This window comes from Albidovulum sp. (genome assembly GCF_008933605.1).
Classification (GTDB): domain Bacteria; phylum Pseudomonadota; class Alphaproteobacteria; order Rhodobacterales; family Rhodobacteraceae; genus Albidovulum.
In genome coordinates, this window is the sequence record NZ_WBUS01000021.1 from 1 (window position 1) to 26591 (window position 26591).

Genomic DNA, 26591 nt, shown 5'->3' on the forward strand with positions numbered 1-26591 from the left:
CGCCACCGCGGCTCCGGTGGCCCCGGCAGCTCCTGCCCCGGCGGCGTCCGCCGCTTCGCCCGCAGGCGCCGCAGCCGACCCGGCGAGCCATCCCGGCGCCGTGACCTCGCCCATGGTGGGGACCGCCTACCTCTCGCCGGAGCCGGGGGCCGAAGCCTTCGTGACCGTCGGCGCGCAGGTGAAGGAGGGCCAGACGCTCCTCATCATCGAGGCGATGAAGACGATGAACCACATTCCCGCGCCGCGGGGCGGGACCGTCCGGCGCATCCTCGTCGAGGATGGCAGCCCCGTCGAATACGGCGCGCCGCTTCTCATCATCGAGTGAGGGCGCGATGTTCGAGAAAATCCTCGTCGCGAACCGGGGCGAGATCGCGCTCCGCGTGATCCGCGCCTGCCGCGAGATGGGCATCCGTTCCGTCGCGGTGCATTCCACCGCGGACGCGGACGCCATGCATGTGCGCATGGCCGACGAGTCGGTGTGCATCGGCCCGAACCCCTCGGCGCAAAGCTACCTCTCCATCCCCGCGATCATCTCGGCCTGCGAGATTACCGGGGCGCAGGCGATCCATCCGGGCTACGGCTTCCTCAGCGAGAACGCCACCTTCGTGCAGGCGCTCGAGGATCACGGCATCACCTTCATCGGCCCGACGGCGGAGCATATCCGCATCATGGGCGACAAGATCACCGCGAAGGAAACGGCGAAGTCCCTGGGGATTCCGGTGGTGCCCGGCTCCGACGGCGGCGTGCCGGACCTTGCGGCGGCCAAGCGCGTGGCGCTGGAGATCGGCTACCCGGTGATCATCAAGGCCACCGCCGGCGGCGGCGGGCGCGGCATGAAGGTGGCGGTCGACGAGGCGGGGCTGGAATCGGCCTTCCGCACCGCCCGCGCCGAGGCCAAGGCCGCCTTCGGCAACGACGAGGTCTATCTCGAGAAATACCTCCAGCGCCCCCGCCACATCGAAATCCAGGTCTTCGGCGACGGCAAGGGCCATGCGGTGCATCTGGGAGAGCGCGACTGCTCGCTGCAACGACGCCACCAGAAGGTCTTCGAGGAAGCCCCGGGCCCCGTCATCACCCCGCAGAAGCGCGCCGAGATCGGGCGAGTCTGCGCCGAGGCGGTGGCGAAGATCAACTACATCGGCGCTGGTACGATCGAGTTCCTCTATGAGGACGGCGAATTCTACTTCATCGAGATGAACACGCGCCTGCAGGTCGAGCATCCGGTGACCGAGGCGATCTTCGGCGTCGATCTGGTGCGCGAGCAGATCCGCGTCGCGGACGGCTATCCCCTGTCGTTCACCCAGGACGACCTTCTGATCAACGGCCATGCCATCGAGGTCAGGATCAACGCCGAGAAACTGCCGAACTTCGCACCCTGTCCGGGCAAGATCACGCATTACCATGCGCCGGGGGGGCTGGGCGTGCGGATGGATTCGGCCCTCTACGACGGCTACACGATCCCGCCCTACTACGACAGCCTGATCGGCAAGCTCATCGTCCACGGCCGCGACCGGCCGGAGGCGCTGATGCGGCTGAAGCGCGCCCTGAGCGAACTGATCGTGGACGGGGTGGACACGACCATCCCGCTCTTCCATGCGCTTCTCGCGGAAGAGGACATCCAGACCGGCAACTATTCGATCCACTGGCTCGAAAAGTGGCTTGCCCGCACGTTCGGGTGAGCCGGCGGCCCCGGCGGCCATGCTGACCCCCGAGATGATGCTCGCGGGCTATGCCCGGGGCATCTTTCCCATGGCGGAGTCGCGCGACGAAGCGCACCTGCATTGGGTCGATCCGCGCCGGCGAGGTATCCTTCCGCTGGACAGATTCCACATTTCCAGATCGCTTTCGCGATCTATCCGCAGGAAAAATTATACAATTCGAACAGACAGCGCCTTTTCAGATGTCGTGCGATCCTGCGCGTCGCGCCCTGAGACCTGGATCAACGCGCCGCTTCTGTCGGTCTACGACCGGCTGCACGCGACGGGCCACGCGCATGCGCTCGAGGTCTGGCAGGACGGCGGCCTGACCGGCGGCGTCTTCGGCGTCACGCTGGGCGCCGCCTTCTTCGGCGAAAGCATGTTCTCCACCCGCACCGATGCCTCGAAGATCGCGCTGGCATACCTGGTGGACCGGCTGAGACAGGCAGGATTCACGCTCTTCGACGCGCAGTTCCTGACGCCGCATCTCGCCTCGCTCGGCGCCATCGAGATTCCGCGCGCCGCCTATCACGCGCTCCTCGCGGCGGCGCTCGCGCGGGAGGCCGATTTCACGTTGCCGGAAGTGCCCGACCCTCACTCGCTCCTGCAGCGGATGACCCAGACGTCGTAGCGCGGATCGTCGAGTGCCGAGAGCGCGGGGCTTGCCGCGACCATCCATCCGTCGAAGGCGGCGGCCCCGGTTGCGGTGTCCACGATGGTCAGGTGCGCATAGGCGTTCGCCGAGGGGTCGGCGACCGGGTAGCGGCAATCGGAAAGGGTTACGGCAAGGCGCCCGAACGGCACGGTGGCCCCCCGTGCCACCTCGAGGTCGGTCGTCTCGCCCGAAACCTTATCGAGCGCCCGGAGGAGCGCACCCGGCGCGCTGGTGACCTCTTCCGCCGACACGCCTGCGCCCGCAAGCGCGAGGACGAGCGCCAGGACATGCCTCATGGTGCGGTCGTCTCGGTGCCGTCGCCCGCTGCGGCGCCCACGAACTTCATCAGAAGCGCGATCACGCTTACGGCTCCTTGCGTGTCCTCGATCTCTGCCCCGGGCGCGAGATCGTCGGGGCTGCCACCGGGAAGGATTTCCACGAAGGCGCCGCCGAGAAGCCCCTCGGAGGCGATCACGATGGTGCTGTCGTCCGGCACGGCGACGCCGTTCCGCACCGTCACCTTCGCATCGGCGAAGAAGGTCTTGGGGTTGAGCGCGAGGTCGGTGACAGTGCCGACCTTGACGCCCGCCATGCGCACGTCGGTGCCGACGGTGATCCCCTCGACCGAGCGGAAACTCGCCGTCAGCTGGTAGCTGTCGGTTGCGCGCGTGAGCCCCTCGCCGCCCGTGGCATAGACGAGAAATCCCACTGCCGCGGCTAGGACACCAGCACCGGTCAGAACCTCTGTGACGCTTTCGGCCATGTCAGTCGGGCTTCCTATTCGGGGCTCCACGCCTCGTAGTCGCGCCGCTCCGCCGGGCGGACCTGGCGCAGCGAGCCTGACGGCGCATAGGCAAGCGCGGTCCCGGTCAGGTTCTCGTGATGCGGCTTTTCCCATGCCCTGTGCTTCAGCGCGGCCTTGGTCGGCGGCTCGTCCCAGGTGAAGTGCAGCCAGCCGTGCCAGTCGGGGCTGACGCGCGAGGCCTCGGATTCGCCGTTGTAGATGACCCAGCGGCGCTTGCCGTCGCGGGTCTGGTAGAAGATGTTGCCCTGCTCGTCCTCGCCCACCTTCACGCCCCGGCGCGCGGTGAAGATCTGGGTGCCGAGCGTCTGGCCGTTCCACCAGGTGAGCAGGCGAAGCAGGAAATTCATCGGGCACCTCCGGGCAATGCTGCCCCCTTATAGCGCAGGGGCTGGCGAGGTCCAGAGGAGACGGGGGTCATGGCCGCCCTTCGGGAGCAATGCGCACCCGACCGGCGAGACGCGCCGCAGGGGCGTAGATGTGCAGCGTCCCGTCGGTGAGATCGCGGTAGTAATGGGCCCCCGGCTCCCTTAGCACGCGTCCGATCTCGGCCGAAAGCGTCGGGCCCACATAGGCCACGCAACGCTCCACGGGGGCGAAGGCGGCGGTGTCGGCAAAGGCGACCGGCGTCAGGCGCCAGACGCCGCCGAAGCGAAGGTCACGGTTGCGCCGCAGGGCGGCGCGCGGCGGCCTGGACGGAGCATCCGCGCCAAGCCGCACGAACGCGTGCTGGCAGCTCTCGCCCCGGGCATGGTCCGAATAGCGGCTGCTCAGCACCTCCTCGAAGGAAAGGACGCCGTCGAACAGCTGTTCGGTGTAACCATGTGAAACCTGTCGGGCGCCGGTCTGCGCCATCAATTCATGGATGATCTGCGGGCTCGCCGAAAAGATGGCCCAGAAGGCCAGCGGAAGCACGGCAATCACAAGCAGACGGACCACCTTCCGTCACAGGGCCGAGCGCGGAGCAGGCTCGATCGCGCCGAGCCCGCTCATCCCGCCGTCGCGGTCTTCTCGCTCTTCTTGGTGTCGGCGTGGATGAGGAGCGGCTTGGCGCCGTTGTCGACCGCTTCCTCGTTCACCACGACTTCCTCGACCGAGGTCAGGCCGGGGAGTTCGAACATGGTATCCAGGAGGATGTCCTCCATGATCGAGCGCAGGCCCCGCGCGCCGGTCTTGCGCTTGATCGCGCGCTTGGCGATGGCGGTCAGCGCGTCGGCGGTGAAGGTCAGCTTCACCCCTTCAAGGTCGAAGAGCCGCTGGTACTGCTTCACGAGCGCGTTCTTCGGCTCCGTCAGGATCGTCACCAGCGCCGACTCGTCGAGGTCGGTCAGCGTCGCGATCACCGGCAGGCGGCCGACGAATTCGGGGATGAGGCCGAACTTCAAGAGGTCCTCGGGCTCAAGCTCCCTGAAGAGTTCGCCCGCGCCGCGCGCCTCGGGGTCCTTGACCTCGGCGCCGAAGCCGATGGCCGAACCCTTGCCGCGTTGTGCGATGATCTTCTCAAGACCCGCGAAGGCGCCGCCGCAGATGAAGAGGATGTTCGTCGTGTCCACCTGCAGGAACTCCTGCTGCGGATGCTTGCGCCCGCCCTGCGGCGGAACGGAGGCGACGGTGCCCTCCATGATCTTCAGAAGCGCCTGCTGCACGCCCTCGCCGGACACGTCGCGGGTGATCGAGGGGTTGTCGGACTTGCGCGTGATCTTGTCGACCTCGTCGATATAGACGATGCCGCGCTGCGCGCGTTCGACGTTGTATTCCGAGGCCTGGAGAAGCTTCAGGATGATGTTTTCCACGTCCTCGCCGACATAGCCCGCCTCGGTCAGCGTCGTCGCGTCGGCCATGGTGAAGGGCACGTCGAGGATGCGGGCGAGCGTCTGCGCCAGCAGCGTCTTGCCGCAGCCGGTCGGGCCAATGAGCAGGATGTTCGACTTCGCCAGTTCGATGTCCGACGATTTCGACGCGTGGTTGAGACGCTTGTAATGGTTGTGGACCGCAACGGAGAGCACGCGCTTGGCATGCTCCTGGCCGATCACGTAGTCGTCGAGCACCTTGCAGATGTCGCGCGGGGTTGGCACCCCGTCGGCGGACTTCAGGCCGGTGGTCTTCGTTTCTTCCCGGATGATGTCCATGCAGAGCTCGACGCATTCATCGCAGATGAACACGGTCGGACCGGCGATCAGCTTGCGCACCTCATGCTGGCTCTTTCCGCAGAAGGAGCAGTAGAGAGTGTTCTTGCTGTCGCTGCCTTGGTTCGTCGCCATCGTCACCCTCTGCGGCCCGTTCGCATATCCGTCGGATCGTTGTGGCTGCCCTTTTCGACAAGATTAGGGCAGCCCCCCCGTCACCACAATGCCAAATCGCCCGCCGCGCGTTCACGCTTGCGGGCGCCCGGCCTCACGCCTTCGTCTCTTCGCCCGGACGCGCCGAAAGGATCTCGTCGATCAGCCCCCAGTCCCTGGCGTCCTCGGGCGACATGAAGTTGTCGCGCTCGAGCGCCGCCTCGACCTTCTTGATCGGCTGGCCGGTGTGCTTGTGGTAGATGTCGTTCAGCCGGTCCTTCAGCTTCTGCGTCTCCTGGGCGTGGATCATGATGTCCGTCGCCTGGCCCTGGTAGCCGCCCGAGGGCTGATGGACCATGATCCGGCTGTTTGGGAGCGAGAAGCGCATCCCCTTCTCCCCCGCCGTCAGGAGGAGCGAGCCCATCGAGGCCGCCTGGCCGATGACCAGCGTCGAGACCTTCGGCCGGATGTACTGCATCGTGTCGTAGATCGAGAGACCGCTCGTCACCACGCCGCCGGGCGAGTTGATGTACATGGCGATTTCCTTCGAGGGATTCTCCGCCTCGAGGAACAGGAGCTGGGCGCAGATCAGCGTCGACATCCCGTCATGGACGGGGCCGGCGAGGAAGATGATCCGCTCCTTGAGGAGCCGCGAATAGATGTCATAGGCCCGCTCCCCGCGCGAGGTCTGTTCGACGACCATCGGCACGAGCGTGTTCATGTAGATGTCATAAGGGTCTTTCATCGTCGTCCGCCTGTCGCTGTTCCCGGGTGAGATGCTTATGCCTCGAAACTTACCCTTGTCTTAGTGACGCGCACCTTTGGCCGCAAGGGCGGGTCTGGACGAAACCCGTCCGCGCGTGGCTATCTGGCCCAGGATGCGCCGGGAGGGGCCGATGATCACGGAATACGACGACTGGGACGCCGTGGCGATGGCCGCGGAGGTTGCGAAGGGCGCCGTCTCGCCCGCCGAACTTCTGGACGAGGCGCTCGCGCGGGTCGCGGCGCGCAACCCCGCGCTGAATGCCGTGGTGCTGATGCAGGAGGCGAAGGCGCGTGCCTCCATCGCCGCGGGCCTGCCCGAGGGGCCCCTTAGGGGCGTGCCGTTCCTGATCAAGGACCTCGGCTGCGAGGCCGTCGATTTCCCCTCGCACAACGGCTCGCGGCTGCTGGCGAACACCACCTACGGCCGCGACAGCGCGATCTTCGAGCGTATCCGCGCCACGGGGGTCGTCACCTTCGGGCGGACCACGTCGCCCGAGGGCGGGGTGGGGCCGGCGACCGAGGCAGCCGTCTATGGCGGGCCGACGCGCAACCCCTGGAACACCGGCCGCACGCCGGGGGGATCCTCCGGCGGGTCGGGCGCGGCCGTGGCGGCGCGGATCGTGCCGGCGGCGCACGGTTCGGACGGGGGCGGATCGGTCCGCATCCCGGCCTCCTCATGCGGGCTTTTCGGGATGAAGCCCACCCGGGCACGCCTGCCAGACGGACCCTATGCGGGCGAGGGCTGGGCGGGGATGGCGATCGACGGCTTTCTGACCCGATCGGTGCGCGACACCGCGGTCCTTCTCGACGCCTGCGCGGGGGCAGACCTCGGGGCGCCCTACTGGGCGCCGCCTCTCGGCGCGGGCCATGTCGCCGCCATCGCGCGCCCGCCGCGCCGCATGCGGATCGCGCTCTGCGACACCACCCTGACGGGCTCGGCGATCCACGCGGACTGCCGCACAGCGGTCCATTCTGCGGCGCGGCTTCTCGAAAGCCTCGGCCACATGGTGGAGCCGGCCCGCCCCGCGGCCGACACAAGGGGCATGATGGCCGCCTGGACGAAGATCGTCGGCTGCGGCACAGCCCTTTCCGTGCGCAAGGCGCTCATCGCGAAAGGCCGCGACCTCGCCCCGGGCGACATCGAGGACGTGGCCCGCTCCGCCATCACCTATGCCGAGGGAATCTCGGGCGCCGACTATCTCGACGCGGTCGGCAAGATCCACGCCTACGGGCGCGAGATGGCGGCGTTCTTCGCGGACTGGGACATCCTCCTGACGGCGACGCTGGCCGAGCCTCCTGCCGAGATCGGGCGGTTCGCACATTCCGGCAAGGGCTACGAAGACTACCGCCTGGGGCCGGGCATGGTCTTCGACTACTCGCCCTTCTGCGCCGCCTTCAACGCCTCGGGCCAGCCCGCCGTCTCGCTGCCGCTGCACTGGACCGCCGACGGCCTTCCCCTGGGCGTCCATCTCGCCGCAGGCTTCGGCGCGGACGAAGACCTGATCGCGCTTTCGGCCGAGGTGGAGAGGGCCGCGCCCTGGGGGACGCGACGACCCGTGCCGGCGCGACCGTGATCGCCCCTCCCGCGGGTGCGGTCCGCGTTTGATCATGCCGCAGGCCGGCCACTGCGCCGGCGAAAGAATGGAGGAATCGTTTGACAGCAAATGTGCGCTTCGCCGACCATCTGCCCGAACGAGGGCGCCGACCCGAAAATGATCAAACAAAGGCGACCAGCGGGGAAGGGATGACGACGTGACCGAGGCACCTGCCGTCGAGGCACGCAACGCAGTCAAGGAATTCGGTCAGGGAGAAGCGACGGTCCGCGCGCTCGACACCGTGTCGGTGGCGATCCGCAAGGGCGAGTTCTTCACCCTGCTCGGCCCGTCGGGCTGCGGCAAGACCACGCTCCTCAGGCTCATCGCCGGGTTCGACACTCCGACCTCCGGCGCGATCCTGATCGACGGCGAGGACGTGTCGGACCTGCCGCCGAACCGCCGCCCGGTGAACACCGTCTTTCAGAGCTACGCGCTCTTTCCCCACCTCACGGTCGCGCAGAACGTCGCTTTCGGGCTCGAGATGCTCGGCCGGGCGAAGGGCGAGGTCGCGGCGCGGACGGCCGAAATGCTCGCGCTCGTGAAGCTCGACCAGATGGCGGGGCGCAAGACCTCTCAGCTCTCGGGTGGCCAGCAGCAGCGTGTGGCGCTGGCCCGTGCGCTCGCGCCGCGGCCGAAGGTCCTTCTCCTCGACGAGCCGCTCTCGGCGCTCGACCTGAAGCTCAGGAAGGAGATGCAGGGCGAACTGAAGCGGCTGCAACTGGAAACCGGCATCACCTTCGTCTTCGTGACGCATGACCAGGAGGAGGCGCTGACGATGTCTGACAGGATCGGCGTCATGTCCGGTGGCCGCATCCTCCAGATCGGCACCCCGCGCGAGATCTACGCCCACCCGACGAACCGCTTTGTCGCCGACTTCATCGGCGAGACCAATTTCCTTTCGGCCCGGGTGCGGGGCGGCAAGGCGGTCTTCGGGGGCGGCGTCGAAGTCCCCCTGTCCCGCCCCGCCGCGGATGGCGATGTCACGATCGCGATCCGGCCCGAACACATGCGACTCGTCCCGCGGGGCATGGCCGGGGCGCTCATGGCAACTGTCAGCCATGCGGTCTATTTCGGCACCGACAGCCACATCCACCTGAAGCTGATCGACGGGACGGAGATCGTCGTCCGCCAGCCGACCGACGCGGACAGCACCGATGGACCGAAGCCCGGCGAAGTCCTCGGCGTGAGCTTCGCGCCAGCGGCGGCCCAGGTGCTGGAGGACTGAGATGAGCCTCGCCGAAGCCCGACGCGAGCGAGAGCAGGTCCGGCGCAGCTGGCTTCTCAGCCTCCCCGCGCTCCTCCTGCTTGCAGTCGGGGCCATCGGTCCGCTCTTCATCATGCTTGTCTATTCCTTCCTGACGCCAGGAAGATACGGCAACGTCGAGTGGGTCTTCTCGACCGATGCCTGGCGCGGAATCCTCTTCACCAAGGACATCTTCGACGAGACGCTGAAGCTCGCCGACGCGCATCTGACGATCTTCTGGCGGTCGGTGAAGCTTTCGTTCCTGACCACGGTCTTCGCCTTCGTCGTGGGCTTCCCGACGGCCTGGTTCATCGCGACGCGGCCGGCGCGCTGGCGGCCCTTCTGGCTCTTCCTGATCACGATCCCGTTCTGGACCAACCTCCTGATCCGCACCTTCGCGATCAACCAGATCATCCGGACCGAAGGGCTGCTGAACACCATCCTCCTGAAGCTCGGGCTCATCTCGACGCCACTCAACCTGATCTACACCGACACGGCGGTCTTCATCGGCATGACCTACGTGTACCTGCCCCTCATGGTGCTTCCGCTCTATGCCTCGATCGACCGCTTCGACCACCGGCTGCTGGAAGCCGCCTACGATCTCTATGCAAGCCGGATGGCGGTGCTGAGACGGATCATCTTCCCGATCGTGAAGCCGGGGATCGTCGCCGGCTCGATTCTCGTCTTCATCCCCTCGCTCGGCGCCTATGTGACCCCGCGCATCCTCGGCGGCGGCCGCAACATGATGATCGGCAATTTCATCGAGCTGCAGTTCGGGCAGGGACGCAACTGGCCCCTCGGCGCCGCGCTTTCGGTCGTGCTCCTCCTCGTCGTGACAGCCGCTCTGCTAGTCTACGTGAAGTTCGCCAACCGGGAGAACGGCCATGGCTAGGAGCGTCTTCACCGTCACCCGCCTGCCGGGCTTCAACGGCGTGGCGATCGCCGTCTTCGTGGCGCTCTACGCACCAATCGCCATGCTCGTCGTCTATTCCTTCAACGCCGGCGACTCGATCGCGATCTGGGAAGGCACCTCGCTGCGCTGGTACGAACGCGCCTGGGCCAACGCCCAAGTGAAGGATGCAACGTTCCGCTCGCTCATCATCGCCACCACGGCGGCTTCGGTGGCCACGATCGCCGCGACGATGGTGGCGCTCGCCACCACACGGAAGAAGCCCTTCCGCGGCCAGACCGCCGTCTATGTCGCGATCAACCAGCCCCTCATGGTGCCCGAGATCGTCACCGCGGTGGCGCTTCTGATCTTCTTCGCGACGATCAAGGTGGCGACGGGCTACCAGGGACTCGGCTACCTGATCCTGGCCCATACCGCCTTCTGCATCCCCTTCGCCTACCTGCCGATCCGCGCCCGGCTGGAAGGGATGGACATGACGCTGGAGACGGCCGCGGCCGACCTCTACGCGACGCGCTGGCGTGCCTTCCGCCACGTGACGCTGCCGCTGATGGCGCCCGGCATCCTCGCGGGCTTCATGCTCGCCTTCGTGACATCGCTCGACGATGTGGTGATCACGCTCTTTGTCAAATCGGCAGGGCAGGATACGCTGCCGACCTACCTCCTCGGCCAGATCCGCCGCCAGGTGACGGGCGAGGTGAACGCGATCTCGACGGTGCTCCTGTGCCTGACGGTCGTGCTTCTGACCACCTTCTTCCTGCTCACGCGGAAGAAGTCATGAAAAACCACTGAACCAGGGAGACCACCATGAAGATGCACCTTTCCGCCCTCGCCCTGCTCCTCGGCACGGCCGGCGCGGCCTTCGCCGAAGGCGAGCTCCAGCTCTTCAACTGGGGCGACTACACGAACCCCGAGCTCATCAAGAAGTTCGAGGCGGAGACCGGGATCAAGGTCACGATCACCGACTACGATTCGAACGACACCGCGCTCGCCAAGATCGAGGCGGGTGGCGCCGGCTTCGACCTTGTCGTGCCCTCGGCGAACTACGTGCAGATCTATGTCGAGAAGGGACTCGTGCAGGAGCTGGACCTGTCGAAGCTCGCGAACCACGGCAACATCGCGCCGGAGTGGATGGACGTGGCCTACGATCCGGGCCGCAAGTTCTCCATCCCGTGGCAGTGGGGCTCGACCGGCGTGGCCGTCAACAAGACTGCCTACTCGGGCGATATCAACACCTCGGCCATCTTCATGGACACACCGCCGGAACTGGTCGGCAAGGTCAACGTGACGCCCGAGATGAACGACGTCCTGTCGCTCGCCATCATGTACATGGGGGGCGAGCCCTGCACCGAGGATACCGAGGTGCTGAAGAAGGTCCGCGACAAGCTGCTGGAAGCCAAGCCCAATTGGCAGTCCATGGACTACGGCATGACCGAGAAGATGGCAGCGAACGATGTCATGGCCTCGGTCTACTGGAACGGCGCGATCTTCCGCGCGCGGCTTGCCAACCCAGACGTGGTCTACGGCTATCCGAAGGAGGGCTATCCGCTGTGGATGGACCAGGTGATGCTGCTCAAGGACGCCACGAACGTGGAGGAAGCCTACAAGTTCCTCGACTTCATCATGGTACCGGAGAACGCGGCGCTGATCTCGGCCTTCGCGCGCTATGCCAACGGGATCTCGGGATCGGACGCCTTCATGCCGGAAGACATGAAGACGGCGCCCGAGATCGTCGTGCCCGAGGAGTTCAGGGCCGCGGGCAAGTTCCTGCCGACCTGCTCGCCAAAGGCGCAGGAATACTACACGGCGATCTGGACCGAGCTGCAGAAGTGAGGTTCCGGGCGCTCGGGCGCCCGAACCGCCGGGGGGCATTGCCCCCCGGCTCCCCCGGCTCGCCCGCGCAACAACGAAGCCCCGACAGATGGACGTGACCAGTGTTCCGGCCTGCGAGCTTGCGCGGGCCTTGCGGGGCGGCCGCCTGAGCGCGCGCACGGTAATGGTGGCCTTCCTCGACCGGATCGAGGAGGTCAACCCGGCCGTCAACGCCATCGTCACGCTGCGGCCCCGCGCGGAGCTTCTGGCTGAGGCGGGGGCGGCGGACCGGGCTGGGCCCGACGGGCCGCTCTGGGGCCTGCCCGTCGCGGTCAAGGACCTGGTGGCAACGAAGCGGATGCGGACGACCTTCGGCTCGCCCCTCCATGCCAACCATGTGCCGGCGGCCGACGACCTCGTGGCGGCGCGGATGCGCGGCGCGGGGGCGATCCTGATCGGCAAGACCAACACGCCGGAATGGGGCCATGGATCGCACACGTTCAACCCGGTCTTCGGGGCCACGCGGAACCCCTACGACCTGACCCGAAGCGCGGGCGGATCCTCGGGCGGCGCGGCGGCGGCGCTGGCGGCGCGGATGGTGCCGCTCGCCGACGGATCGGACATGATGGGTTCGCTGCGGAACCCCGCCGCCTTCTGCAACGTCTACGGGTTCCGCCCGTCCTGGGGCCTCGTGCCGCAGGACGCGGACGGCGACACCTTCCTGTCCACCCTGGCGACCGAGGGGCCGATGGCGCGGACGCCGGGCGACCTCGCGCTCCTCCTCTCCGTCCTCTCGGGGCCCAACCCCGAGGCGCCCTTCGGCCGGCCGTCGGAGGATTTCGCCGCGCGCTTCGGCGACGCGCTGAAGGGCAGGCGGATCGGCTGGCTCGGCGACTGGGGCGGCGCCTATTCGATGGAGCCGGGAGTCCTCGAGACCTGCGAGGCGGCACTGAAGGTCTTCGAGGCGCTCGGCGCCATCGTCGAGCCGGTTGCCCCACCCTTTCCGGCCGAGGCGCTCTGGTCCGCCTGGATCACGCTGCGCGCCGGGCTGAATGCGGGCGCCAAGCGCGATATCGCCGCCGATCCGGCGAAGCGCGCGCTGACGAAGCCCGAGACGCTCTGGGAGATCGACCAGGGCACGACCGTCACCATGGCGGAATTCTACGCGGCGAGCCTCACTCGTTCACGCTGGTATCGTCGGGCGGCGCGGCTGCTTGCCGGTTTCGACGCGCTGGCCCTGCCCGCGGCGCAGGTCTGGCCCTTCCCGGTCGAATGGCGCTGGCCCGCCGAGATCGCCGGGCGGAAGATGGACACCTACCACCGCTGGATGGAGGTCGTCGTGCCGGTGAGCCTGATCGGCCTGCCCTGCCTCGCCCTGCCGGCCGGGTTTTCGGACAGCGGCCTGCCGACGGGTCTCCAGCTCTTCGGGCCGACAGGCGCCGATGCCGCGATTCTCGGACTTGGCGAGGCCTACCACCGCGCCACCGACTGGCCCGGCCGCCGCCCGCCGCCGCTTCAGCCGAAGCCCCCCAGCGCCCCGTAAAGCTCCGGCCGCCGGTCGCGGAAGAGGCCCCAGCTGCGCCTGAGGTCGCGGATGGCGTCGAGGTCGAAGCTCGCAAGCCACACGTCCTCCGATACACGGTCGGCTTGCGTGACCATCTGGCCGGTCTGGTCGGCGACGAAGGAGGTGCCGTAGAACGTCACCTCGCGCCCCTCCTGCACCTCGCGGCCGATCCGGTTCGAGGCCGCGACCGGCAGGATGTTCGCCGCCGCGTGGCCGCGCATGACCATTTCCCAGTGCGGCTGGCTGTCGTAGTCCGGCGCAGGCGGCTCCGACCCGATCGCGGTCGGGTAGAGAAGCATCTCGGCACCCATGAGCGCCATTGCGCGCGCCGCCTCGGGGAACCACTGGTCCCAGCAGATGCCGACCCCGACGCGGCCGAAGGCCGTGTCCCAGACACGGAACCCGCCGTCGCCGGGGGTGAAGTAGTATTTTTCTTCGTAGCCGGGACCTTGCGGGATGTGGCTCTTGCGGTAGGTGCCGAGGATCGCCCCGTCCGCATCGACCATGGCGACAGAGTTGAAATGCGCCTCGCCCGCGCGTTCGAAGACCGAGACCGGCAGGACGACCCCCAGGTCGCGCGCGAGCGCCGCGAAGCGGGCGACGACCGGGTGGTCCTCCATCGGCGCGGCAAGCGCGAGGTGTCGCGGCTCCTCGGTGATGCAGAAGTAGGGCGTGGCGAAAAGCTCCTGCAGGAGGATCACCTGCGCTCCCTTGCCCGCCGCGCGCCGCACGAGTGCCTCCGCCCGGTCGAGATTGGCCGGCAGGTCCCAGGTGCAGGCGAATTGAGTGACCGCGACCGTGACGTTCCGCATGACGGCTTCCTTTCCACGTTGGCCGGCGCCTATCCTGTCGAAGTCTCCGAGGATTCGAAAGACCATGGCCGTGCCCCCGCCCCGTTCCAGCCTGAAGATACGACTCGTCATGGGCGGCCGCGGCGACTGGCTCGGCCCCGGCAAGGCGGACCTGCTCGAGGGTATCGCCGCGACCGGTTCGATCTCGGCCGCGGGGCGCAGGATGGGCATGAGCTACAAGCGCGCCTGGGGGCTGGTGGAGAACCTGAACGCGATGTTCCGCGAGCCGCTCGTGCGCGCGAGCCGCGGCGGCGCGGGCCACGGCGGCGCGGAACTGACCGAGGCCGGCGCGCGCGTCCTCGCGCTCTACCGCCAGATGCAGGCGAAGGGCGCGGCGGCGATGGCCGGGGAGATCACGGAACTGGAAGTCTTGGCCGATATTCCCGAACGGAAATAGCGCTTGCCTGCCATGCGATTCTTCCGTTATCTCCGCTCAGACATAACGTAGTCATGAAATGCGCCTGCTTCTAACGCTCTGCCTCGCCGCCCTGGCTGCCGCCCCTGCGCGGGCCGAAACCGCGCTCGTCGCTGTCGCCACCAACTTCCGGCCGGTCGCCGAAGCCCTCGCCGTGGACTTCCAGGCGGCCTCCGGGCACGAGATCTCGGTAAGTGCGGCCGCGACCGCAAAGCTCGCGGCCCAGATCGAGGCAGGCGCCCCGTTCGATGCCTTCCTGTCCGCCGACACCGCCACGCCGGCTCGCCTCGCCGCCGCGGGGCATGCCGATGCGACAACCAGCTTCACCTATGCGACGGGACGGCTCGTTCTCTGGTCCGCCGATCCAGCCGCGGACCTGTCCGATCCCGTGGCGGCGCTCCGCGCCGCGACCCATGTCGCGATCGCCAACCCGGACCTTGCGCCTTACGGCAAGGCTGCCATGGAAACGATTGATTTCATGCAGGTTCAGGATGTGCTGGACAAGGCGGTCACGGGCGAGAACATCGGCCAGACCCAGACGCTCGTCGCCTCGGGCGCGGCCGACGTCGGCTTCGTCGCGGCCTCCGGCCTTGTCGATGCAGGCGGCGCCTCCTGGCCGGTGCCGGCGGATCATCATGCGCCGATCCACCAGGATGCGATCCTGCTCGCGCATGGAAAGGACAATGCCGCGGCCCGCGCCTTCCTCGACTACCTGAGGTCCGATGCCGCCCGCCCGGTGATCGAGCGGTTCGGATATGTCGCAGGCGAATGACGGCTGATCTCGCACCCCTCTGGCTGACACTGAAGCTCGCGGCGGTCGTTACCGCGCTCCTTCTAGTGATCGGAACGCCGCTGGCCTGGTGGCTCGCGCGCACCCGGTCCCGCCTCGCCCCGGCGGTGGAGGCGGTGACCGCGATGCCGCTCGTCCTGCCGCCGACGGTGCTCGGCTTCTACCTGCTCCTCGCCTTCAACCCGACGGCGCCGCTCGGCGCCTTCTGGGTCTCGCTCACCGGCCAGACCCTGACCTTCTCCTTCGCCGGCCTCGTCCTCGCCTCGCTCCTCTACTCGCTTCCCTTCACCGTGCAGCCGCTGCAATCGGCCTTCACGACACTCGGCCGCGCGCCGATGGAGGCGGCGGCGAGCCTCGGCGCGGGACCGCTCGACGCCTTTGCGACCGTGGCCGCGCCGCTCGCCGTCAGAGGATACCTGACGGCGGCGGTCCTCACCTTCGCCCATACGCTCGGCGAGTTCGGCGTGGTCCTGATGGTCGGCGGCAACATCCCCGGACAGACACGCGTCATCTCCATCGCCATTTACGAGGAGGTGGAGACGCTGGACTATGCGTCGGCCCATCTCTTGTCCGGGATTCTGCTGGCGCTCTCGTTCCTGATCCTCCTTGCGCTCTACGTCCTGAATGGCCGCGACAGGAGGCGGGAGTGACCGACCTGAACCTGAACATCCGGTCGCAACACCCCGGTTTCACGCTGGAAATCGACCGGATGATTCCGCTGTCCGGGGTCACGGCGATCTTCGGGCCGAGCGGCGCTGGAAAGTCCACGCTCCTGCGCATCATCGCCGGCTTCGAGCGCGGCGCCGGCCGCGTCGCCGTCGGCGACGAGGTCTGGGAGGACGGCCGGCGCTTCGTTCCCCCGCACCGCCGCCGCGTCGCCTCGGTGTTCCAGCAACCCCGGCTCTTCCCGCATCTCGACGTGCGCGGCAACCTCGCCTACGCCGCCCGCCGCGCGCGGCCGCCGGGGGCGGTCGAAGCCATGATCGAGCGCTTCGGCCTCGCCCCCCTCGCGGCACGGCGCCCGGCAACGCTCTCGGGCGGCGAGGCGCAGCGCGTAGCGCTCGCCCGTGCGCTCCTGACGGCTCCCCGTCTCATCCTGATGGACGAACCGCTCTCCGCTCTCGATCAGGTACGCCGGCAGGAAATCCTGCCGTTCATCGAGGAGTTGCGCGACGATGCTCAGGTGCCGATCCTCTACGTGACGCATTCCACGGCCGAGGTCGCCCGGCTCTCAGGGCAGATGCTGACGCTTGCCGCCGGCCGCGTGACGGGCCTCGGGCCAACCGCCGAGATCCTCGCCACGACCGGCATCGCCGCAGGCGAGGGGACGGAGCCGGGCAGCCTCCTGACGGCGACCGTGGACGGCATGACCGGCGACGGGCTTTGCGAACTCGCCTTCCCCGGCGGAACCATCCTCACGCCGGAGCCGCTCGGCCGTCCGGGTGCGACCGTGCGGCTCTTCATCCGCGCGCGCGAGGTGATGATCGCGCGCGACCGGCCCGAGGGGATCAGCGCGCTCAACATCCTGCCCGCGGCGGTCGAGAGCCTCGCACCCGCCGGACCCGCCTCGACCGATGTCGTCCTGCGCTGCGGCGCCGCTCGGCTCCGCGCCCGGATCACGCGGCGCTCGGCCGAGGCGCTCGGGCTCGCGCCGGGCGTGGTCTGCCATGCCATCGTGAAATCGGTGGCGCTTGCGCAGGAGTGATTGCACCGGCGGGCGCTTTGGCTAGGCTCGGCCCATGACCCGCGCCCTGCTCATCGTCGCCCATGGCCAGCCGTCCGACCCCGGACCGCCCGAGGCCGAGATGCACGCCTTGGCCGCCCGCGTCGCCAGGAACCTTCCCGGCTGGGACGTCCGTTCGGCGACCCTGGCCGAGCCCGACGCCCTCCGCGCGGCCTTGCAGGGGGCAGACGATCCGCTCGTCTTTCCGCTTTTCATGGCGGACGGCTGGTTCATCCGCAGCCTTCTGCCGCGGCGCCTCGCGGAGGCGGGGGTGCCCGGCCTGCGCATCCTCGCGCCCTTCGGGCTCCTGCCCGGCACGGGCGCCCTCGCCGTCACCGTCCTTCAGGAGGCGCTCGCGTCGCGGGGATGGAGGGCGGAGGACACGGTGCTGGTCCTTGCCGCGCACGGATCGGGCCGGAGCCCCTACCCCGCCGACGCCGCCCGCGCGCTGCAATCCGCCATCGCCGTGCAGCTCCCCTTCGCCGAAAGCCGCCTCGGCTTCATCGAGGAGTCGCCGGAGCTGGTCGAGGTGGCCGAAGGCGCGGGGCCGCACGCACTCTGCCTGCCCCTCTTCGTCGCGCGCTGGGGCCATGTGGAGGACGACATCCCCGCCGCGCTTCATGCGGCAGGGTTCCAGGGCGTCACGCTTCCGCCGCTCGGCACCGACGCGCGCGTGCCCGCGCTGATCGCAAAGGCCGTCGCGGGGGCCTGACCGTCAGCCGTGCTTCACCATGACGTGACGGACGACGGTATAGTCCTCGAGCGCGTAGGCCGACATGTCCTTGCCGTAGCCCGATTGCTTCAGGCCACCGTGCGGCATCTCGTTCACCAGCATGAAATGCGTGTTGATCCAGGTGCAGCCGTAGCGCAGCCGCGCCGCGGTCGCCATCGCCCGGCCCACGTCCTTCGTCCAGACCGAGGACGCGAGCCCGTAGTCGCTGTCGTTGGCCCAGTCGACCGCCTGATCGACCTCGCTGAAGGGCGTGATCGAGACAACCGGCCCGAAGACCTCGCGCCGCACGATCTCGTCCGACTGTTTGGCGCCGGCGATCACGGTCGGCCGGTAGTAGAAGCCGCCGTTGCCCATCACCTCGCCGCCGGTGGTGACGGCGATATGGCTCTGTTCGCGCGCCCGCTCCACGAACGAGGCCACCCGGTCGCGCTGGCGGAGCGAGATGAGGGGGCCGATCTCGTTCGTCGTATCGTCCTCGTTGCCAAGGGCAATCGAGGAGACGGCCTCGGTCAGGTCGGCGACGAGGTTGTCGTAGATCTTCCTGCCCGCGTAGATACGGCAGGCCGCCGTGCAGTCCTGGCCGGCGTTGTAGTAGCCGAAGGCCCTCAGCCCCTCGACAACCTCGGCGACGTCAGCGTCGTCGAAGACCACCACCGGCGCCTTGCCGCCAAGCTCCAGATGTGTCCGCTTCACCGTCTTGGCCGCGGCATCCAGCATCTTCTTGCCGGTCGCCACGTCGCCGGTGAGCGAGATCATGTCCACTCCGCGATGGTTGATGAGGTGGTTGCCGACCGTCTCGCCCCGTCCCGGGATGACGTTCACGACGCCCTCGGGCAGCACCTCGGCGAGGACCCGCGCGAGCTTCAGCGCCGTCAGCGGCGTCTGCTCCGAGGGCTTGAAGACCACCGTGTTGCCGCCGCCGATGGCGGGGGCGAGTTTCCAGGCCATCATCATCAGCGGATAGTTCCACGGCGCGATGGAGGCGACGACGCCGACGGCATCGCGCCGGATCATCGAGGTATGGCCTGCAAGGTATTCGCCGGCGATCGCCCCGTGCTGGCAGCGCACCGCGCCCGCGAAGAAGCGGAAGCAGTCGACGATGGCCGGAATCTCGTCGCCCCGCGCCGCGTTGATCGGCTTGCCGCAGTTCAGCGCCTCAAGCGCCGCGAAGGCGTCGGCGTCGGCCTCGATCCGGTCGGCGATCGCCAGCAGCGCCGCCGACCGCTCGGCCGGCGTCGTCCGCGACCAGCCGTCGAAGGCGCGCCTCGCCGCCGCCACGGCGCGGTCGACCTGATCGGTCGACGCCTCGGGCAGGTCGAGGATCAGGCCGCCGGTGCGGGGGTTCAGCACCTTCTCGCCCGGCTCCTGCCCCGGCTCGATGGCGCCGCCGATGAGAAGGCCGGTGTCGAATTGCATGGTCATGGGACTCTCCCTTTCACTTTCCTCCGCCCGCGGTCTCTTCGGCCCCGCGGGTGAGGTAATAGGCTGCGAGGATCGGCAGGAAGGTCGCCACGAAGACGACGATCGCCACCACGTTGGTCACCGGCCGCTGCCGGGGCCGGACAAGCTCGTTCAGCATCCAGATCGGCAGGGTGGACTGCTGACCGGCGGTGAAGGTCGTGACGATCACCTCGTCGAAGGAAAGCGCGAAGGCGAGCATCCCGCCGGCGAGCAGGGCCGAACCGAGGTTCGGCAGGATCACGTGCCGGAAGGTCTGGAACGAGTTCGCGCCCAGGTCGGCCGAGGCTTCCAGCATCGACGCCCCGAGCCTGCGGAACCGCGCCACGGCGTTGTTGTAGACGATGACGATGCAGAAGGTGGCGTGACCGAGGACGATGGTGAAGGTGGAAAACGGGATATCGCCGATGGCAAAGGCCGACCTGAGCGACATGCCGGTGATGATGCCTGGCAGGGCGATCGGCAGCACCACGAGAAGCGAGATCGTGTCGCGCCCGAAGAACCTCGCCCGCGCCATCGCCGCCGCGCAGAGCGTCCCGAGGACGAGCGCGAGGCCGGAGGAAAGCGCCGCCACCCGCAGCGACAGGTAGAGCGGCGGCCATATGTCCTCCCGGTTCCAGGCGACGGCGAACCACTCCGTCGTCAGCCCCGGCGGCGGGAACTGGTAGCTGCGGTCCTCGGTCGTGAAGGCATAGAGGAAGATCAGCACGATCGGCAGGTGCAGGAAGAGGAGCCCGCCGATGGCGGCGAGCGTGAGGGCGAGCGGCGGGCGCGCGTCAGAGTGCATCGAAGGCCCCCATCTTCCGCGCGATGGTCAGGTAGACCAGCATGATGGCGATGGGCACGACCGCGAAGGCCGCCGCGAGCGGGATATTCCCCGCCGTGCCCTGCAGCGAATAGACCGCCTGGCCGATGAAGAAGCGCGACGAGCCGACGATCTGCGGGATGATGTAGTCGCCGAGCGTCAGCGAGAAGGTGAAGATCGAGCCGGCGACAACCCCCGGCAGGGCGAGCGGCAGGATCACGCTCCGCAGCGTCCGCCAATTGCTCGCACCGAGGTCGGCCGAGGCTTCGAGCATCGAGGTCGGCACCCTTTCGAGCGATGCCTGCATCGGCAGGATCATGTAGGGCAGCCAGACGTAGAGAAAGACGAGGAACGTGCCGATGTAGCTCGTCGAAAGGGAGTTTCCGCCGATCACCGGCAGCGCCAGCACCGCGTTGAGGAGATTGCCCGCCCCGATCCCCTCGGCCGCCCAGGTGATGATCCCTTCCTTGGCGAGGATCAGCTTCCAGGCATAGACCTTGACGAGGTAGCTCGACCAGAGGGGCAGCATGATCCCGAGGTAGAAGACCGCCTTCCACCGGCCCTTCGCATAGCGTGCCGCGAAGAAGGCGATGGGGAAGCCCAGAATGGCCGCGGCGAGCGTCACCGCCGCCGCCATCGCCACGGTGCGGACGATGATGTCGAAGTTCGACGGGATCAGCAGCTCGCCATAGGTCTTCAGCGTGAACTCCGGCACGACCAGGCCGGAAAACGGGTCGATGGAATAGAAGCTCTGGAGGAGGAGCGCCGCGAGCGACCCGATGTAGACGACGCCGAGCCACAGGAGCGGCGGCAGGAGGAGGAGGAGCGTCAGAAGCTTCGGCCGCCGCCAGAAGTGCGCCGTCAACCGGTCGCCCGGCCCCCGTGCAGGATGGGCGGCATCGCTCATGCCCCGTCCCCCATCACGTGCAGCGCCGCCGCGTCCCAGTCGAGCGCGACCTCCGCGCCGACCGCCGGAACCGCTGCACCGGCGGGGACCAGAACCGCGATCCCGCCGTCATGCTCGCCCGAGGGAGGCCCCGGAAGGGCCCCGGCGCGCACCTCGAGCCGCGTGCCCGCGCCGAGATAGCGCGTGCCGGTGACCGTGCCGCGAACCCGCCCTCCGGAGACCAGGCGGATCGCCTCTGGCCGGAGGCTGGCCCAGGCCCGGGGCCCGCCGAAGGCTTCCGTCACCTCGGGCGCGAGCACGTTCGAGGAGCCGACGAAATCCGCCACGAAGCGCGTGGCGGGGCGTTCGTAGATTTCGGAAGGCGTGCCCACCTGCGCCACACGGCCCTCGTTGAACACGGCCACGCGGTCGGCCATGCTCAGCGCCTCGCCCTGGTCATGCGTCACGAAGACGAACGTGATTCCAAGGCGTTGCTGAAGCGACTTCAACTCGTCCTGCATCGCCTCGCGCAGCTTGAGGTCAAGCGCGCCCAGGGGTTCGTCCAGCAGGAGCACGCGCGGCTCGTTGACCAGCGCGCGGGCGAGCGCCACGCGCTGCCGCTGGCCGCCGGAGAGTTGCGCAGGCTTGCGGCCGCCGAATCCGTCGAGCTTCACGAGGGACAGCATCTCCTCGGCCCTGGCCTCGCGGCTGCGCCGGTCCACGCCCTTCACCATGAGTCCGTAGGCGACGTTGTCGCGCACGTTCATGTGCGGGAAGAGCGCGTAATCCTGAAAGACGGTGTTCACGTGCCGGCGGTTGGGCGGCACCATTCCCATGTCCTCGCCGAAGATGCGGACCGCGCCGGAGGTCGGCATCTCGAAGCCCGAGATGAGCCTGAGGCAGGTCGTCTTGCCGGAGCCGGAGGGCCCGAGCATGGCGAAGAACGACCCCTCCGCGATGGTCAGATCGACCCGGTCCACGGCTTTCACCGCGCCGAAGTGGCGAGAGACGGACTGGAACTCGACGGCGGGTGTCATGGCGAATATCCGGGGAATGTCCCCCGGCGCCAGGCCGGGGGAGTGAGTGGTGGCCCCGGTTGGTCCCGGGACTGTGGTATGGGTCAGCGGCCGCCGATCACGCCGATGTAGTCGGAGACCCAGCGGTAGTAGGGCACGCAGGCACCCTCGCCCTGCGAACAGTTGGCGACGGGCGTGGTCCAGAACCGGATTTTCTCGAAATCGTCCATGCCGTTGGCGGTGCAACCCTCGGCGGTCTGCATCCCCGACCCGTCGGTGCAGGCGGCCGGCACGACCGGGTTGGCGCCGAACCAGACCGAGAGGTCGGATTGCAGGTTCGAAGAGAGCGTATGCTCCATCCACTTGTAGGCGCAGTTCGGATGCGGCGCCTCGGCATGCATCATCGTCGTGTCGGCCCAGCCGGTCGCGCCCTCCTCCGGGATCGTCGAGGAGATCGGCAGACCCTCGGACTTCAGAAGGTTCACCTGGAAGGGCCAGGAGCCGGAGGCGACCACGCCCTCGTTCTTGAAGTCGTCCATCTGGATGAAGGCGTCGTGCCAGTAGCGGCTGACAAGCTCGCGCTGCTGGCGCAGGAGGTCGAGCGCGGCCTTGTACTGGTCCTCGTTCAGCTCGTAGGGCGAGGTGATGCCAAGCTCGGGCTTGTGGGCCATCAGGTACTGGGCGGCGTCGGCCACGTGGATGGGTCCGTCATAGGCCTGCACGCGGCCCTTGTTGGACTTGCCGTCGGGCAGGTTCTGCTCCTCGAACACGACCGACCAGGACTTCGGCGCCTCCTTGAAGACATCGGTATTGTACATCAGCACGTTCGGCCCCCACTGGTAGGGCAATCCGTAGTGGACGCCGTCCACGGTGAACCAGGGCGCGTCTTTCAGCCGGTCGTCGACCTTCGACCAGGAGGGGATGAGGTCGGTGTTGATCGCCTGCACCCGCTTGCCCGCGACGAGCCTCAGCGAGGCGTCGCCGGAGGCGGTCACGAGGTCGAAGCCGCCCTCGTTCATCAGCGCCACCATCTCGTCCGAGGTGTTGGCCGTCTTGATGTTGACCTTGCAGCCAGTGGCCTCCTCGAACTTGGTCACCCAGTCGAAGGCCTTGTCGGTCTCGCCGCGTTCGATGTAGCCTGGCCAGGCGACGATATCGACCTGCCCTTCGCCGTCGCCGACCGCCGTCATCTGCGCCGAGGCCGCGCCGGCCGTGGCCAGCGCCAGTGCCGCAGTCGTCATCAGGAACCGTTTCGTCATCGTGTCACCTCTCCTGTCGCGGGCCGGTTACATCAGGCCCAGTTGCTTGTAGAAGCCGAGCGCGTCGTAATAGTCGGACTGGCGCACGATCTTGCCCTCCTCGACCCGGAAGAGCGACATGCCGTGGAATGTGAAGCTCTTGCCCGTGGCCTTGGTCCCGTCAGCCCAGTCGCCGCTGTTGGTGCCGCCGAAGGTCCATTCGAAGGCCACCGCCCCGTCGCTGACGATCGCATCCGCGTCGCGCGTCCAGACTGCATCCGGCGCGGCATTGATGAACGCGTCGATCACCTGCGTCTTCGCCGCGTCGCGCCCCTCGACCGGGGCGCCGACCGAGGCGTCGTAGTAGACGACACCGTCGGCGAGGAACTCGGCCGCCGCCGCGCTGTCGTGCGCGTTCCACGCGGCCAGGTAGCCGTCGACAACCGACAGCGCATCCTGCGCCGAGGCGGCAAAGCCCCACAACACTGCCACCGGCAGCGCGACCCCGCGTAGCGCGTGCGATACTGAAATGTTCATGTTAGCCCCCCAAAGGGACGCGGCGCGCCTCGCGCGCCGGCCCTCAACGGACTGTGCGTCCGGGGATCATCAATCGCAATATCAAAAGAAAGATACATGTCATCGGAAAAACCGATCCATTACCGCTCGGGAACTGCGCCCTGGGCCGCCCGGATGAAGGCGCGCGCGACGGGCGAGAGCGGCGCGCCCTTGCGCCAGCAGAGCCCGACCTGCACCGACGGCAGGTCGCCCGAGACGTCGCGGATCTCGATCCGGTCGCCCTCGAGCGACCAGGGTCGGTAGACCAGCGACGGCAGGAGCGCCACGCCCGCCCCGGTGGCGACGAGGCTCCGCACCGCCTCCACCGACCGCGTCCGGAAGGCGATGTCGGGCCGGACCGACATCGCGGCCATGAGCCGGCGGGTGCTTTCCTCGATCTCGTCCACCGTGAGCAGGATCAGCGGCTCGTTCGCAAGCTGGTCGAGCGCGATCGCCTCGGCATCCGTCAGCGGATGGCCGAGCGGCAGCCAGAGCCGGTAGGGCGAGACGAGGAGCGATTCCACATGCATCGCCGCCCGGTCGCGGATCGACGAGGTCAGCATCACCGCCACGTCCAGCTCGCCCCCGATCAGGAGGTGCTGGAGGTAGTCGCCGTTGTCCTCGATCGCCGACAGTTCCACCTGCGGCCAGGCGCGCCGGAAGCGCGACAGGATGTCGGACAGGACGTAGCCCGCCACCAGCGAGGTGACGCCGAGGGACAGCCGGCCCGCCATCTGGCCGGCGTCCTCTTGAAACGCCATCCGCGCGTTCGAGACATCGCCGAGTATCTGCGTCGCATGGCGCAGGAAGAGCGAGCCCTTGTGGGTGAGGTCGAGCCCGCGCGCGCGCCGGTCGAAGAGCGTCACGCCGAGGTCGGCCTCCAGCGACTGGATCGCCTCCGTCACCGAGGATTGCGAGATCGACAGCGCCCGCGCCGCACCCGAGACGCTGCCCGCCTCGGCGACCGCGACGAAGAATTGAAGCTGGCGTAAGGTGAAGGCCATGCCACCATCTGCGGCGCCGGTGGCGGCGCGGTCAATGACCGTTGCGTGACCGGCGCCGGATGGGCTGGCGGATTGTAAAGGTTTTGTGACAGTTTCATGACAGCGCGACTCAGACCCAGAACAGGACGAACCCTTGACCGAAACCTCACCGCTCCTCTTTGTCCTCCATGTCGCCGGCGCGGCGGCGCTTCTGATCTGGTCGGTGCGACTTGTCCGTACCGGGGTGGAGCGCGGCTGGTCGGTGCCGCTCAGGCGGCTCCTTCGCCGGGGCGGGGAAAGCCGCATCCTGTCGGCCCTGACGGGCCTTGCCGCGGCGGTAGGCCTGCAAAGCTCCACCGCCGTCGCCATCCTCACGACGAATTTCGTCGGGGCGGGAACGCTTGCCGTGACCGCCGGGGTCGCCATCCTGCTGGGCGCGGACCTCGGGTCGGCGATCGTCGCGCGCATCCTCCTGACCCGGGCAGACTGGCTCGTTCCGGTGCTGCTTGTGGCGGGCGTGGCGCTGTTTCTCAGGGCACAGGCGCGCGACTGGCGCATGGCCGGCCGGGTGTTGATCGGGCTCGCGCTCGTGTTCGTCTCGCTCTCGATGATCCGGACGGCGACGGAACCCCTGTCGGGCAGCCGCGCGGTGGTCGCCGTCATGTCCTATCTCGGCGGCGATCCGCTCACCGCCTTCGTCATTGGCGCGGCCTTCGCCTGGGCGGTTCTGTCGTCGGTGGCGGCGGTGCTTCTCTTCGTGACGCTCGCGGCCGACGGCATCCTGCCGGTCTCGGCGGGCATCGCGATGGTCCTCGGCGCCAACCTCGGCGGCACGATCACCGCCTGGATGCTCACCTCGCGCGCGGGCACCGAAGCCCGCAGGGTCGTGATCTCCAACCTCGTGGTGCGCGGCGGCGGCGCGGTGGCGGTGCTTTTCGCGCTGTCCGCCTTCGCGCCGCCGCTCGATCTCTTGGGCGGCACCCCGGCCCAGCGCGTGATCAACACGCACCTCGCCTTCAACGCCGCGCTTGCGATCCTCGCGCTCCCGGTGATCGGCCCCCTCCTCGCCATCGTGTCGCACTGGGTGCGCGAGCCGGGCGAGGTGGCAAGCCTCGGGCGGACGAGCGCGCTGGACGATGCCGCACTCGACCAGCCCGGCCGCGCGCTCGCCTGTGCCGCGCGCGAGGTCCTGCAGATGGGCGAGGCAGTGGAGGCGATGCTGCGCTCGGTCATCGGGCTCTATGAGACCTGGAGCGAGACGGTGGCCGACGCGATCCGCGCCAAGGAGTCCGAAGTCGACGGAATGCACATCAACATAAAGCTTTACCTGGCGAAGTTGCAGCGCAACCTGAACGACGAGGATGTCACGAACCGCGCGCTGGAACTGGCCGACATGGCGGTCAACCTCGAAAGCGCGGGCAACGCCATCGCCGACACGATGCTGAGCCTCGCGCAGCGGCTCGACCGCAACGGAACCGCCTTTTCTGAAACCGGCTGGAGCGAGATACGCGATTTCCACGACCGGGTTCTGGCCAACACGCAGGCCGGGCTCAACGTGCTGATGACGCTCAACCCCGACGCAGCGCGTGCGCTGGTCGAGGAAAAGGACCGCGTCCGCGACCTGGAGCAGGCGCTGCAGCGGTCGCACCTCGACCGGCTGAAGATGGGCTTGAGCGAAAGCATCGAGACCTCGAACGTCCACCAAGAAACGCTGCGGGCCCTGAAGCAGGTCAATTCCGCGGTGACGATGATCGCCTATCCGATCCTCGCCGAGACGGGCGATCTGCTGGCAAGCCGTCTCGCCCGGTCCGGCGCCTGA

General features: G+C 68.2%; 29 protein-coding genes. 15 read left to right on the plus strand and 14 right to left on the minus strand.

Annotated features, from left to right (window positions below):
• The 3 genes from F9K34_RS04840 to aat form a co-directional block, all read left to right on the plus strand.
• Positions 1 to 325, plus strand: a 325-nt coding sequence (locus F9K34_RS04840) for an acetyl-CoA carboxylase biotin carboxyl carrier protein (RefSeq protein ID WP_291335776.1), incomplete at its 5' end; no start/stop codon positions are given.
• Positions 326 to 332: 7 nt separating this feature from the next.
• Positions 333 to 1679, plus strand: a complete 1347-nt coding sequence (gene accC / locus F9K34_RS04845) for an acetyl-CoA carboxylase biotin carboxylase subunit (protein WP_291335777.1) — start codon at positions 333 to 335, stop codon at positions 1677 to 1679.
• A 37-nt stretch (positions 1680 to 1716) separates the two neighbouring features.
• The gene (gene aat, locus F9K34_RS04850) at positions 1717 to 2328 is read left to right on the plus strand and encodes a leucyl/phenylalanyl-tRNA--protein transferase (protein ID WP_436405709.1); all 612 of its coding nucleotides are present in this window, start codon (positions 1717 to 1719) and stop codon (positions 2326 to 2328) included.
• On the opposite strand, the gene F9K34_RS04855 is transcribed toward aat, so the two are convergent.
• The 6 genes from F9K34_RS04855 to F9K34_RS04880 form a co-directional block, all read right to left on the minus strand.
• Positions 2292 to 2648: a DUF2155 domain-containing protein gene (locus tag F9K34_RS04855; RefSeq protein WP_291335779.1), complete on the minus strand. Its 357-nt coding sequence runs from the start codon at positions 2646 to 2648 to the stop codon at positions 2292 to 2294. The genes aat and F9K34_RS04855 overlap by 37 nt on opposite strands.
• Positions 2645 to 3115 (minus strand): outer membrane lipid asymmetry maintenance protein MlaD, encoded by a 471-nt coding sequence (mlaD, locus tag F9K34_RS04860; protein WP_291335780.1) that lies wholly within the window; start codon positions 3113 to 3115, stop codon positions 2645 to 2647. Before mlaD ends, F9K34_RS04855 begins: the two co-directional genes overlap by 4 nt.
• A 14-nt stretch (positions 3116 to 3129) precedes the next feature.
• Positions 3130 to 3504: an NADH:ubiquinone oxidoreductase subunit NDUFA12 gene (locus tag F9K34_RS04865; RefSeq protein WP_291335781.1), complete on the minus strand. Its 375-nt coding sequence runs from the start codon at positions 3502 to 3504 to the stop codon at positions 3130 to 3132.
• 67 nt (positions 3505 to 3571) lie between these two features.
• The gene (locus F9K34_RS04870) at positions 3572 to 4093 is read right to left on the minus strand and encodes a hypothetical protein (protein WP_291335782.1); all 522 of its coding nucleotides are present in this window, start codon (positions 4091 to 4093) and stop codon (positions 3572 to 3574) included.
• Positions 4094 to 4143: 50 nt separating this feature from the next.
• On the minus strand, positions 4144 to 5415 hold the full coding sequence (gene clpX / locus F9K34_RS04875; protein WP_291335783.1) for an ATP-dependent Clp protease ATP-binding subunit ClpX: 1272 nt from the start codon (positions 5413 to 5415) through the stop codon (positions 4144 to 4146).
• 133 nt (positions 5416 to 5548) lie between these two features.
• Positions 5549 to 6178 carry an ATP-dependent Clp protease proteolytic subunit gene (locus F9K34_RS04880; RefSeq protein WP_291335784.1) on the minus strand — a complete coding sequence of 210 codons (630 nt, stop codon included), beginning with the start codon at positions 6176 to 6178 and terminating at the stop codon, positions 5549 to 5551.
• Between the two features lie 151 nt (positions 6179 to 6329).
• Between F9K34_RS04880 and F9K34_RS04885 the strand changes: the two genes are divergently transcribed.
• From F9K34_RS04885 to F9K34_RS04910, 6 genes are all read left to right on the plus strand, one after another.
• Entirely contained in the window at positions 6330 to 7772 is a 1443-nt protein-coding gene (locus F9K34_RS04885) for an amidase (protein WP_291335785.1), read from the plus strand.
• A gap of 178 nt (positions 7773 to 7950) precedes the next feature.
• Positions 7951 to 9018 carry an ABC transporter ATP-binding protein gene (locus F9K34_RS04890; protein WP_291335786.1) on the plus strand — a complete coding sequence of 356 codons (1068 nt, stop codon included), beginning with the start codon at positions 7951 to 7953 and terminating at the stop codon, positions 9016 to 9018.
• Between the two features lies 1 nt (position 9019).
• Entirely contained in the window at positions 9020 to 9928 is a 909-nt protein-coding gene (locus F9K34_RS04895) for an ABC transporter permease (protein ID WP_291335787.1), read from the plus strand.
• The gene (locus tag F9K34_RS04900; RefSeq protein WP_291335788.1) at positions 9921 to 10724 is read left to right on the plus strand and encodes an ABC transporter permease; all 804 of its coding nucleotides are present in this window, start codon (positions 9921 to 9923) and stop codon (positions 10722 to 10724) included. Before F9K34_RS04895 ends, F9K34_RS04900 begins: the two co-directional genes overlap by 8 nt.
• 26 nt (positions 10725 to 10750) lie before the next feature.
• Positions 10751 to 11776, plus strand: coding sequence for an extracellular solute-binding protein (locus tag F9K34_RS04905; RefSeq protein ID WP_291335789.1), 1026 nt, complete (start codon positions 10751 to 10753; stop codon positions 11774 to 11776).
• 88 nt (positions 11777 to 11864) lie between these two features.
• On the plus strand, positions 11865 to 13298 hold the full coding sequence (locus F9K34_RS04910; RefSeq protein ID WP_291335790.1) for an amidase: 1434 nt from the start codon (positions 11865 to 11867) through the stop codon (positions 13296 to 13298).
• On the opposite strand, the gene aguB is transcribed toward F9K34_RS04910, so the two are convergent.
• Entirely contained in the window at positions 13271 to 14131 is an 861-nt protein-coding gene (gene aguB, locus F9K34_RS04915; protein ID WP_291335791.1) for an N-carbamoylputrescine amidase, read from the minus strand. The genes F9K34_RS04910 and aguB overlap by 28 nt on opposite strands.
• 64 nt (positions 14132 to 14195) lie before the next feature.
• On the opposite strand from aguB, the gene F9K34_RS04920 reads away from it, so the two are divergent.
• From F9K34_RS04920 to F9K34_RS04940, 5 genes are read left to right on the plus strand one after another with little or no spacing between them, the layout of a single operon-like run.
• The gene (locus F9K34_RS04920) at positions 14196 to 14567 is read left to right on the plus strand and encodes a winged helix-turn-helix domain-containing protein (RefSeq protein ID WP_291335792.1); all 372 of its coding nucleotides are present in this window, start codon (positions 14196 to 14198) and stop codon (positions 14565 to 14567) included.
• 58 nt (positions 14568 to 14625) lie between these two features.
• Positions 14626 to 15357, plus strand: a complete 732-nt coding sequence (gene modA / locus F9K34_RS04925; protein WP_291335793.1) for a molybdate ABC transporter substrate-binding protein — start codon at positions 14626 to 14628, stop codon at positions 15355 to 15357.
• The gene (gene modB / locus F9K34_RS04930; protein WP_291335794.1) at positions 15354 to 16025 is read left to right on the plus strand and encodes a molybdate ABC transporter permease subunit; all 672 of its coding nucleotides are present in this window, start codon (positions 15354 to 15356) and stop codon (positions 16023 to 16025) included. The genes modA and modB overlap by 4 nt, the downstream gene beginning before the upstream one ends.
• Complete coding sequence (gene modC / locus F9K34_RS04935) at positions 16022 to 17080, plus strand: molybdenum ABC transporter ATP-binding protein (RefSeq protein WP_291335795.1); 1059 nt, start codon at positions 16022 to 16024, stop codon at positions 17078 to 17080. Before modB ends, modC begins: the two co-directional genes overlap by 4 nt.
• A gap of 34 nt (positions 17081 to 17114) precedes the next feature.
• A complete protein-coding gene (locus F9K34_RS04940; RefSeq protein ID WP_291335796.1) occupies positions 17115 to 17810 on the plus strand; it encodes a CbiX/SirB N-terminal domain-containing protein in 696 nt (231 codons plus the stop codon).
• Positions 17811 to 17813: 3 nt separating this feature from the next.
• On the opposite strand, the gene F9K34_RS04945 is transcribed toward F9K34_RS04940, so the two are convergent.
• The 7 genes from F9K34_RS04945 to F9K34_RS04975 all read right to left on the minus strand — a co-directional run bounded on the left by F9K34_RS04945 (position 17814) and on the right by F9K34_RS04975 (position 24793).
• Positions 17814 to 19253, minus strand: a complete 1440-nt coding sequence (locus F9K34_RS04945; RefSeq protein ID WP_436405708.1) for a gamma-aminobutyraldehyde dehydrogenase — start codon at positions 19251 to 19253, stop codon at positions 17814 to 17816.
• Between the two features lie 13 nt (positions 19254 to 19266).
• Positions 19267 to 20076, minus strand: a complete 810-nt coding sequence (locus F9K34_RS04950) for an ABC transporter permease (protein WP_291335797.1) — start codon at positions 20074 to 20076, stop codon at positions 19267 to 19269.
• Positions 20066 to 21001 (minus strand): ABC transporter permease, encoded by a 936-nt coding sequence (locus F9K34_RS04955; RefSeq protein WP_291335798.1) that lies wholly within the window; start codon positions 20999 to 21001, stop codon positions 20066 to 20068. The genes F9K34_RS04950 and F9K34_RS04955 overlap by 11 nt, the downstream gene beginning before the upstream one ends.
• Positions 20998 to 22017 carry an ABC transporter ATP-binding protein gene (locus F9K34_RS04960; protein WP_291335799.1) on the minus strand — a complete coding sequence of 340 codons (1020 nt, stop codon included), beginning with the start codon at positions 22015 to 22017 and terminating at the stop codon, positions 20998 to 21000. Before F9K34_RS04960 ends, F9K34_RS04955 begins: the two co-directional genes overlap by 4 nt.
• Before the next feature lie 83 nt (positions 22018 to 22100).
• Complete coding sequence (locus F9K34_RS04965) at positions 22101 to 23255, minus strand: ABC transporter substrate-binding protein (protein ID WP_291335800.1); 1155 nt, start codon at positions 23253 to 23255, stop codon at positions 22101 to 22103.
• A 27-nt stretch (positions 23256 to 23282) separates the two neighbouring features.
• Positions 23283 to 23771: an ester cyclase gene (locus F9K34_RS04970; protein WP_291335801.1), complete on the minus strand. Its 489-nt coding sequence runs from the start codon at positions 23769 to 23771 to the stop codon at positions 23283 to 23285.
• Positions 23772 to 23890: 119 nt separating this feature from the next.
• A complete protein-coding gene (locus tag F9K34_RS04975; RefSeq protein WP_291335802.1) occupies positions 23891 to 24793 on the minus strand; it encodes a LysR family transcriptional regulator in 903 nt (300 codons plus the stop codon).
• 133 nt (positions 24794 to 24926) lie between these two features.
• Here F9K34_RS04975 and F9K34_RS04980 point away from each other — a divergent pair, with 133 nt between their 5' ends.
• The gene (locus F9K34_RS04980; RefSeq protein ID WP_291335803.1) at positions 24927 to 26591 is read left to right on the plus strand and encodes a Na/Pi cotransporter family protein; all 1665 of its coding nucleotides are present in this window, start codon (positions 24927 to 24929) and stop codon (positions 26589 to 26591) included.

Bases quoted from the DNA above. Each gene is read 5' to 3' on its own strand.
- accC (WP_291335777.1), top strand. From the start codon at position 333: ATGTTCGAGAAAATCCTCGTCGCGAACCGGGGCGAGATCGCGCTCCGC.
- aat (WP_436405709.1), top strand. From the start codon at position 1,717: ATGCTCGCGGGCTATGCCCGGGGCATCTTTCCCATGGCGGAGTCGCGC.
- F9K34_RS04855 (WP_291335779.1), bottom strand. From the start codon at position 2,648: ATGAGGCATGTCCTGGCGCTCGTCCTCGCGCTTGCGGGCGCAGGCGTG.
- mlaD (WP_291335780.1), bottom strand. From the start codon at position 3,115: ATGGCCGAAAGCGTCACAGAGGTTCTGACCGGTGCTGGTGTCCTAGCC.
- F9K34_RS04865 (WP_291335781.1), bottom strand. From the start codon at position 3,504: ATGAATTTCCTGCTTCGCCTGCTCACCTGGTGGAACGGCCAGACGCTC.
- clpX (WP_291335783.1), bottom strand. From the start codon at position 5,415: ATGGCGACGAACCAAGGCAGCGACAGCAAGAACACTCTCTACTGCTCC.
- F9K34_RS04880 (WP_291335784.1), bottom strand. From the start codon at position 6,178: ATGAAAGACCCTTATGACATCTACATGAACACGCTCGTGCCGATGGTC.
- F9K34_RS04885 (WP_291335785.1), top strand. From the start codon at position 6,330: ATGATCACGGAATACGACGACTGGGACGCCGTGGCGATGGCCGCGGAG.
- F9K34_RS04895 (WP_291335787.1), top strand. From the start codon at position 9,020: ATGAGCCTCGCCGAAGCCCGACGCGAGCGAGAGCAGGTCCGGCGCAGC.
- F9K34_RS04900 (WP_291335788.1), top strand. From the start codon at position 9,921: ATGGCTAGGAGCGTCTTCACCGTCACCCGCCTGCCGGGCTTCAACGGC.
- F9K34_RS04905 (WP_291335789.1), top strand. From the start codon at position 10,751: ATGAAGATGCACCTTTCCGCCCTCGCCCTGCTCCTCGGCACGGCCGGC.
- F9K34_RS04910 (WP_291335790.1), top strand. From the start codon at position 11,865: ATGGACGTGACCAGTGTTCCGGCCTGCGAGCTTGCGCGGGCCTTGCGG.
- aguB (WP_291335791.1), bottom strand. From the start codon at position 14,131: ATGCGGAACGTCACGGTCGCGGTCACTCAATTCGCCTGCACCTGGGAC.
- F9K34_RS04920 (WP_291335792.1), top strand. From the start codon at position 14,196: ATGGCCGTGCCCCCGCCCCGTTCCAGCCTGAAGATACGACTCGTCATG.
- modA (WP_291335793.1), top strand. From the start codon at position 14,626: ATGCGCCTGCTTCTAACGCTCTGCCTCGCCGCCCTGGCTGCCGCCCCT.
- modB (WP_291335794.1), top strand. From the start codon at position 15,354: ATGACGGCTGATCTCGCACCCCTCTGGCTGACACTGAAGCTCGCGGCG.
- F9K34_RS04940 (WP_291335796.1), top strand. From the start codon at position 17,115: ATGACCCGCGCCCTGCTCATCGTCGCCCATGGCCAGCCGTCCGACCCC.
- F9K34_RS04945 (WP_436405708.1), bottom strand. From the start codon at position 19,253: ATGACCATGCAATTCGACACCGGCCTTCTCATCGGCGGCGCCATCGAG.
- F9K34_RS04950 (WP_291335797.1), bottom strand. From the start codon at position 20,076: ATGCACTCTGACGCGCGCCCGCCGCTCGCCCTCACGCTCGCCGCCATC.
- F9K34_RS04955 (WP_291335798.1), bottom strand. From the start codon at position 21,001: ATGAGCGATGCCGCCCATCCTGCACGGGGGCCGGGCGACCGGTTGACG.
- F9K34_RS04960 (WP_291335799.1), bottom strand. From the start codon at position 22,017: ATGACACCCGCCGTCGAGTTCCAGTCCGTCTCTCGCCACTTCGGCGCG.
- F9K34_RS04965 (WP_291335800.1), bottom strand. From the start codon at position 23,255: ATGACGAAACGGTTCCTGATGACGACTGCGGCACTGGCGCTGGCCACG.
- F9K34_RS04970 (WP_291335801.1), bottom strand. From the start codon at position 23,771: ATGAACATTTCAGTATCGCACGCGCTACGCGGGGTCGCGCTGCCGGTG.
- F9K34_RS04975 (WP_291335802.1), bottom strand. From the start codon at position 24,793: ATGGCCTTCACCTTACGCCAGCTTCAATTCTTCGTCGCGGTCGCCGAG.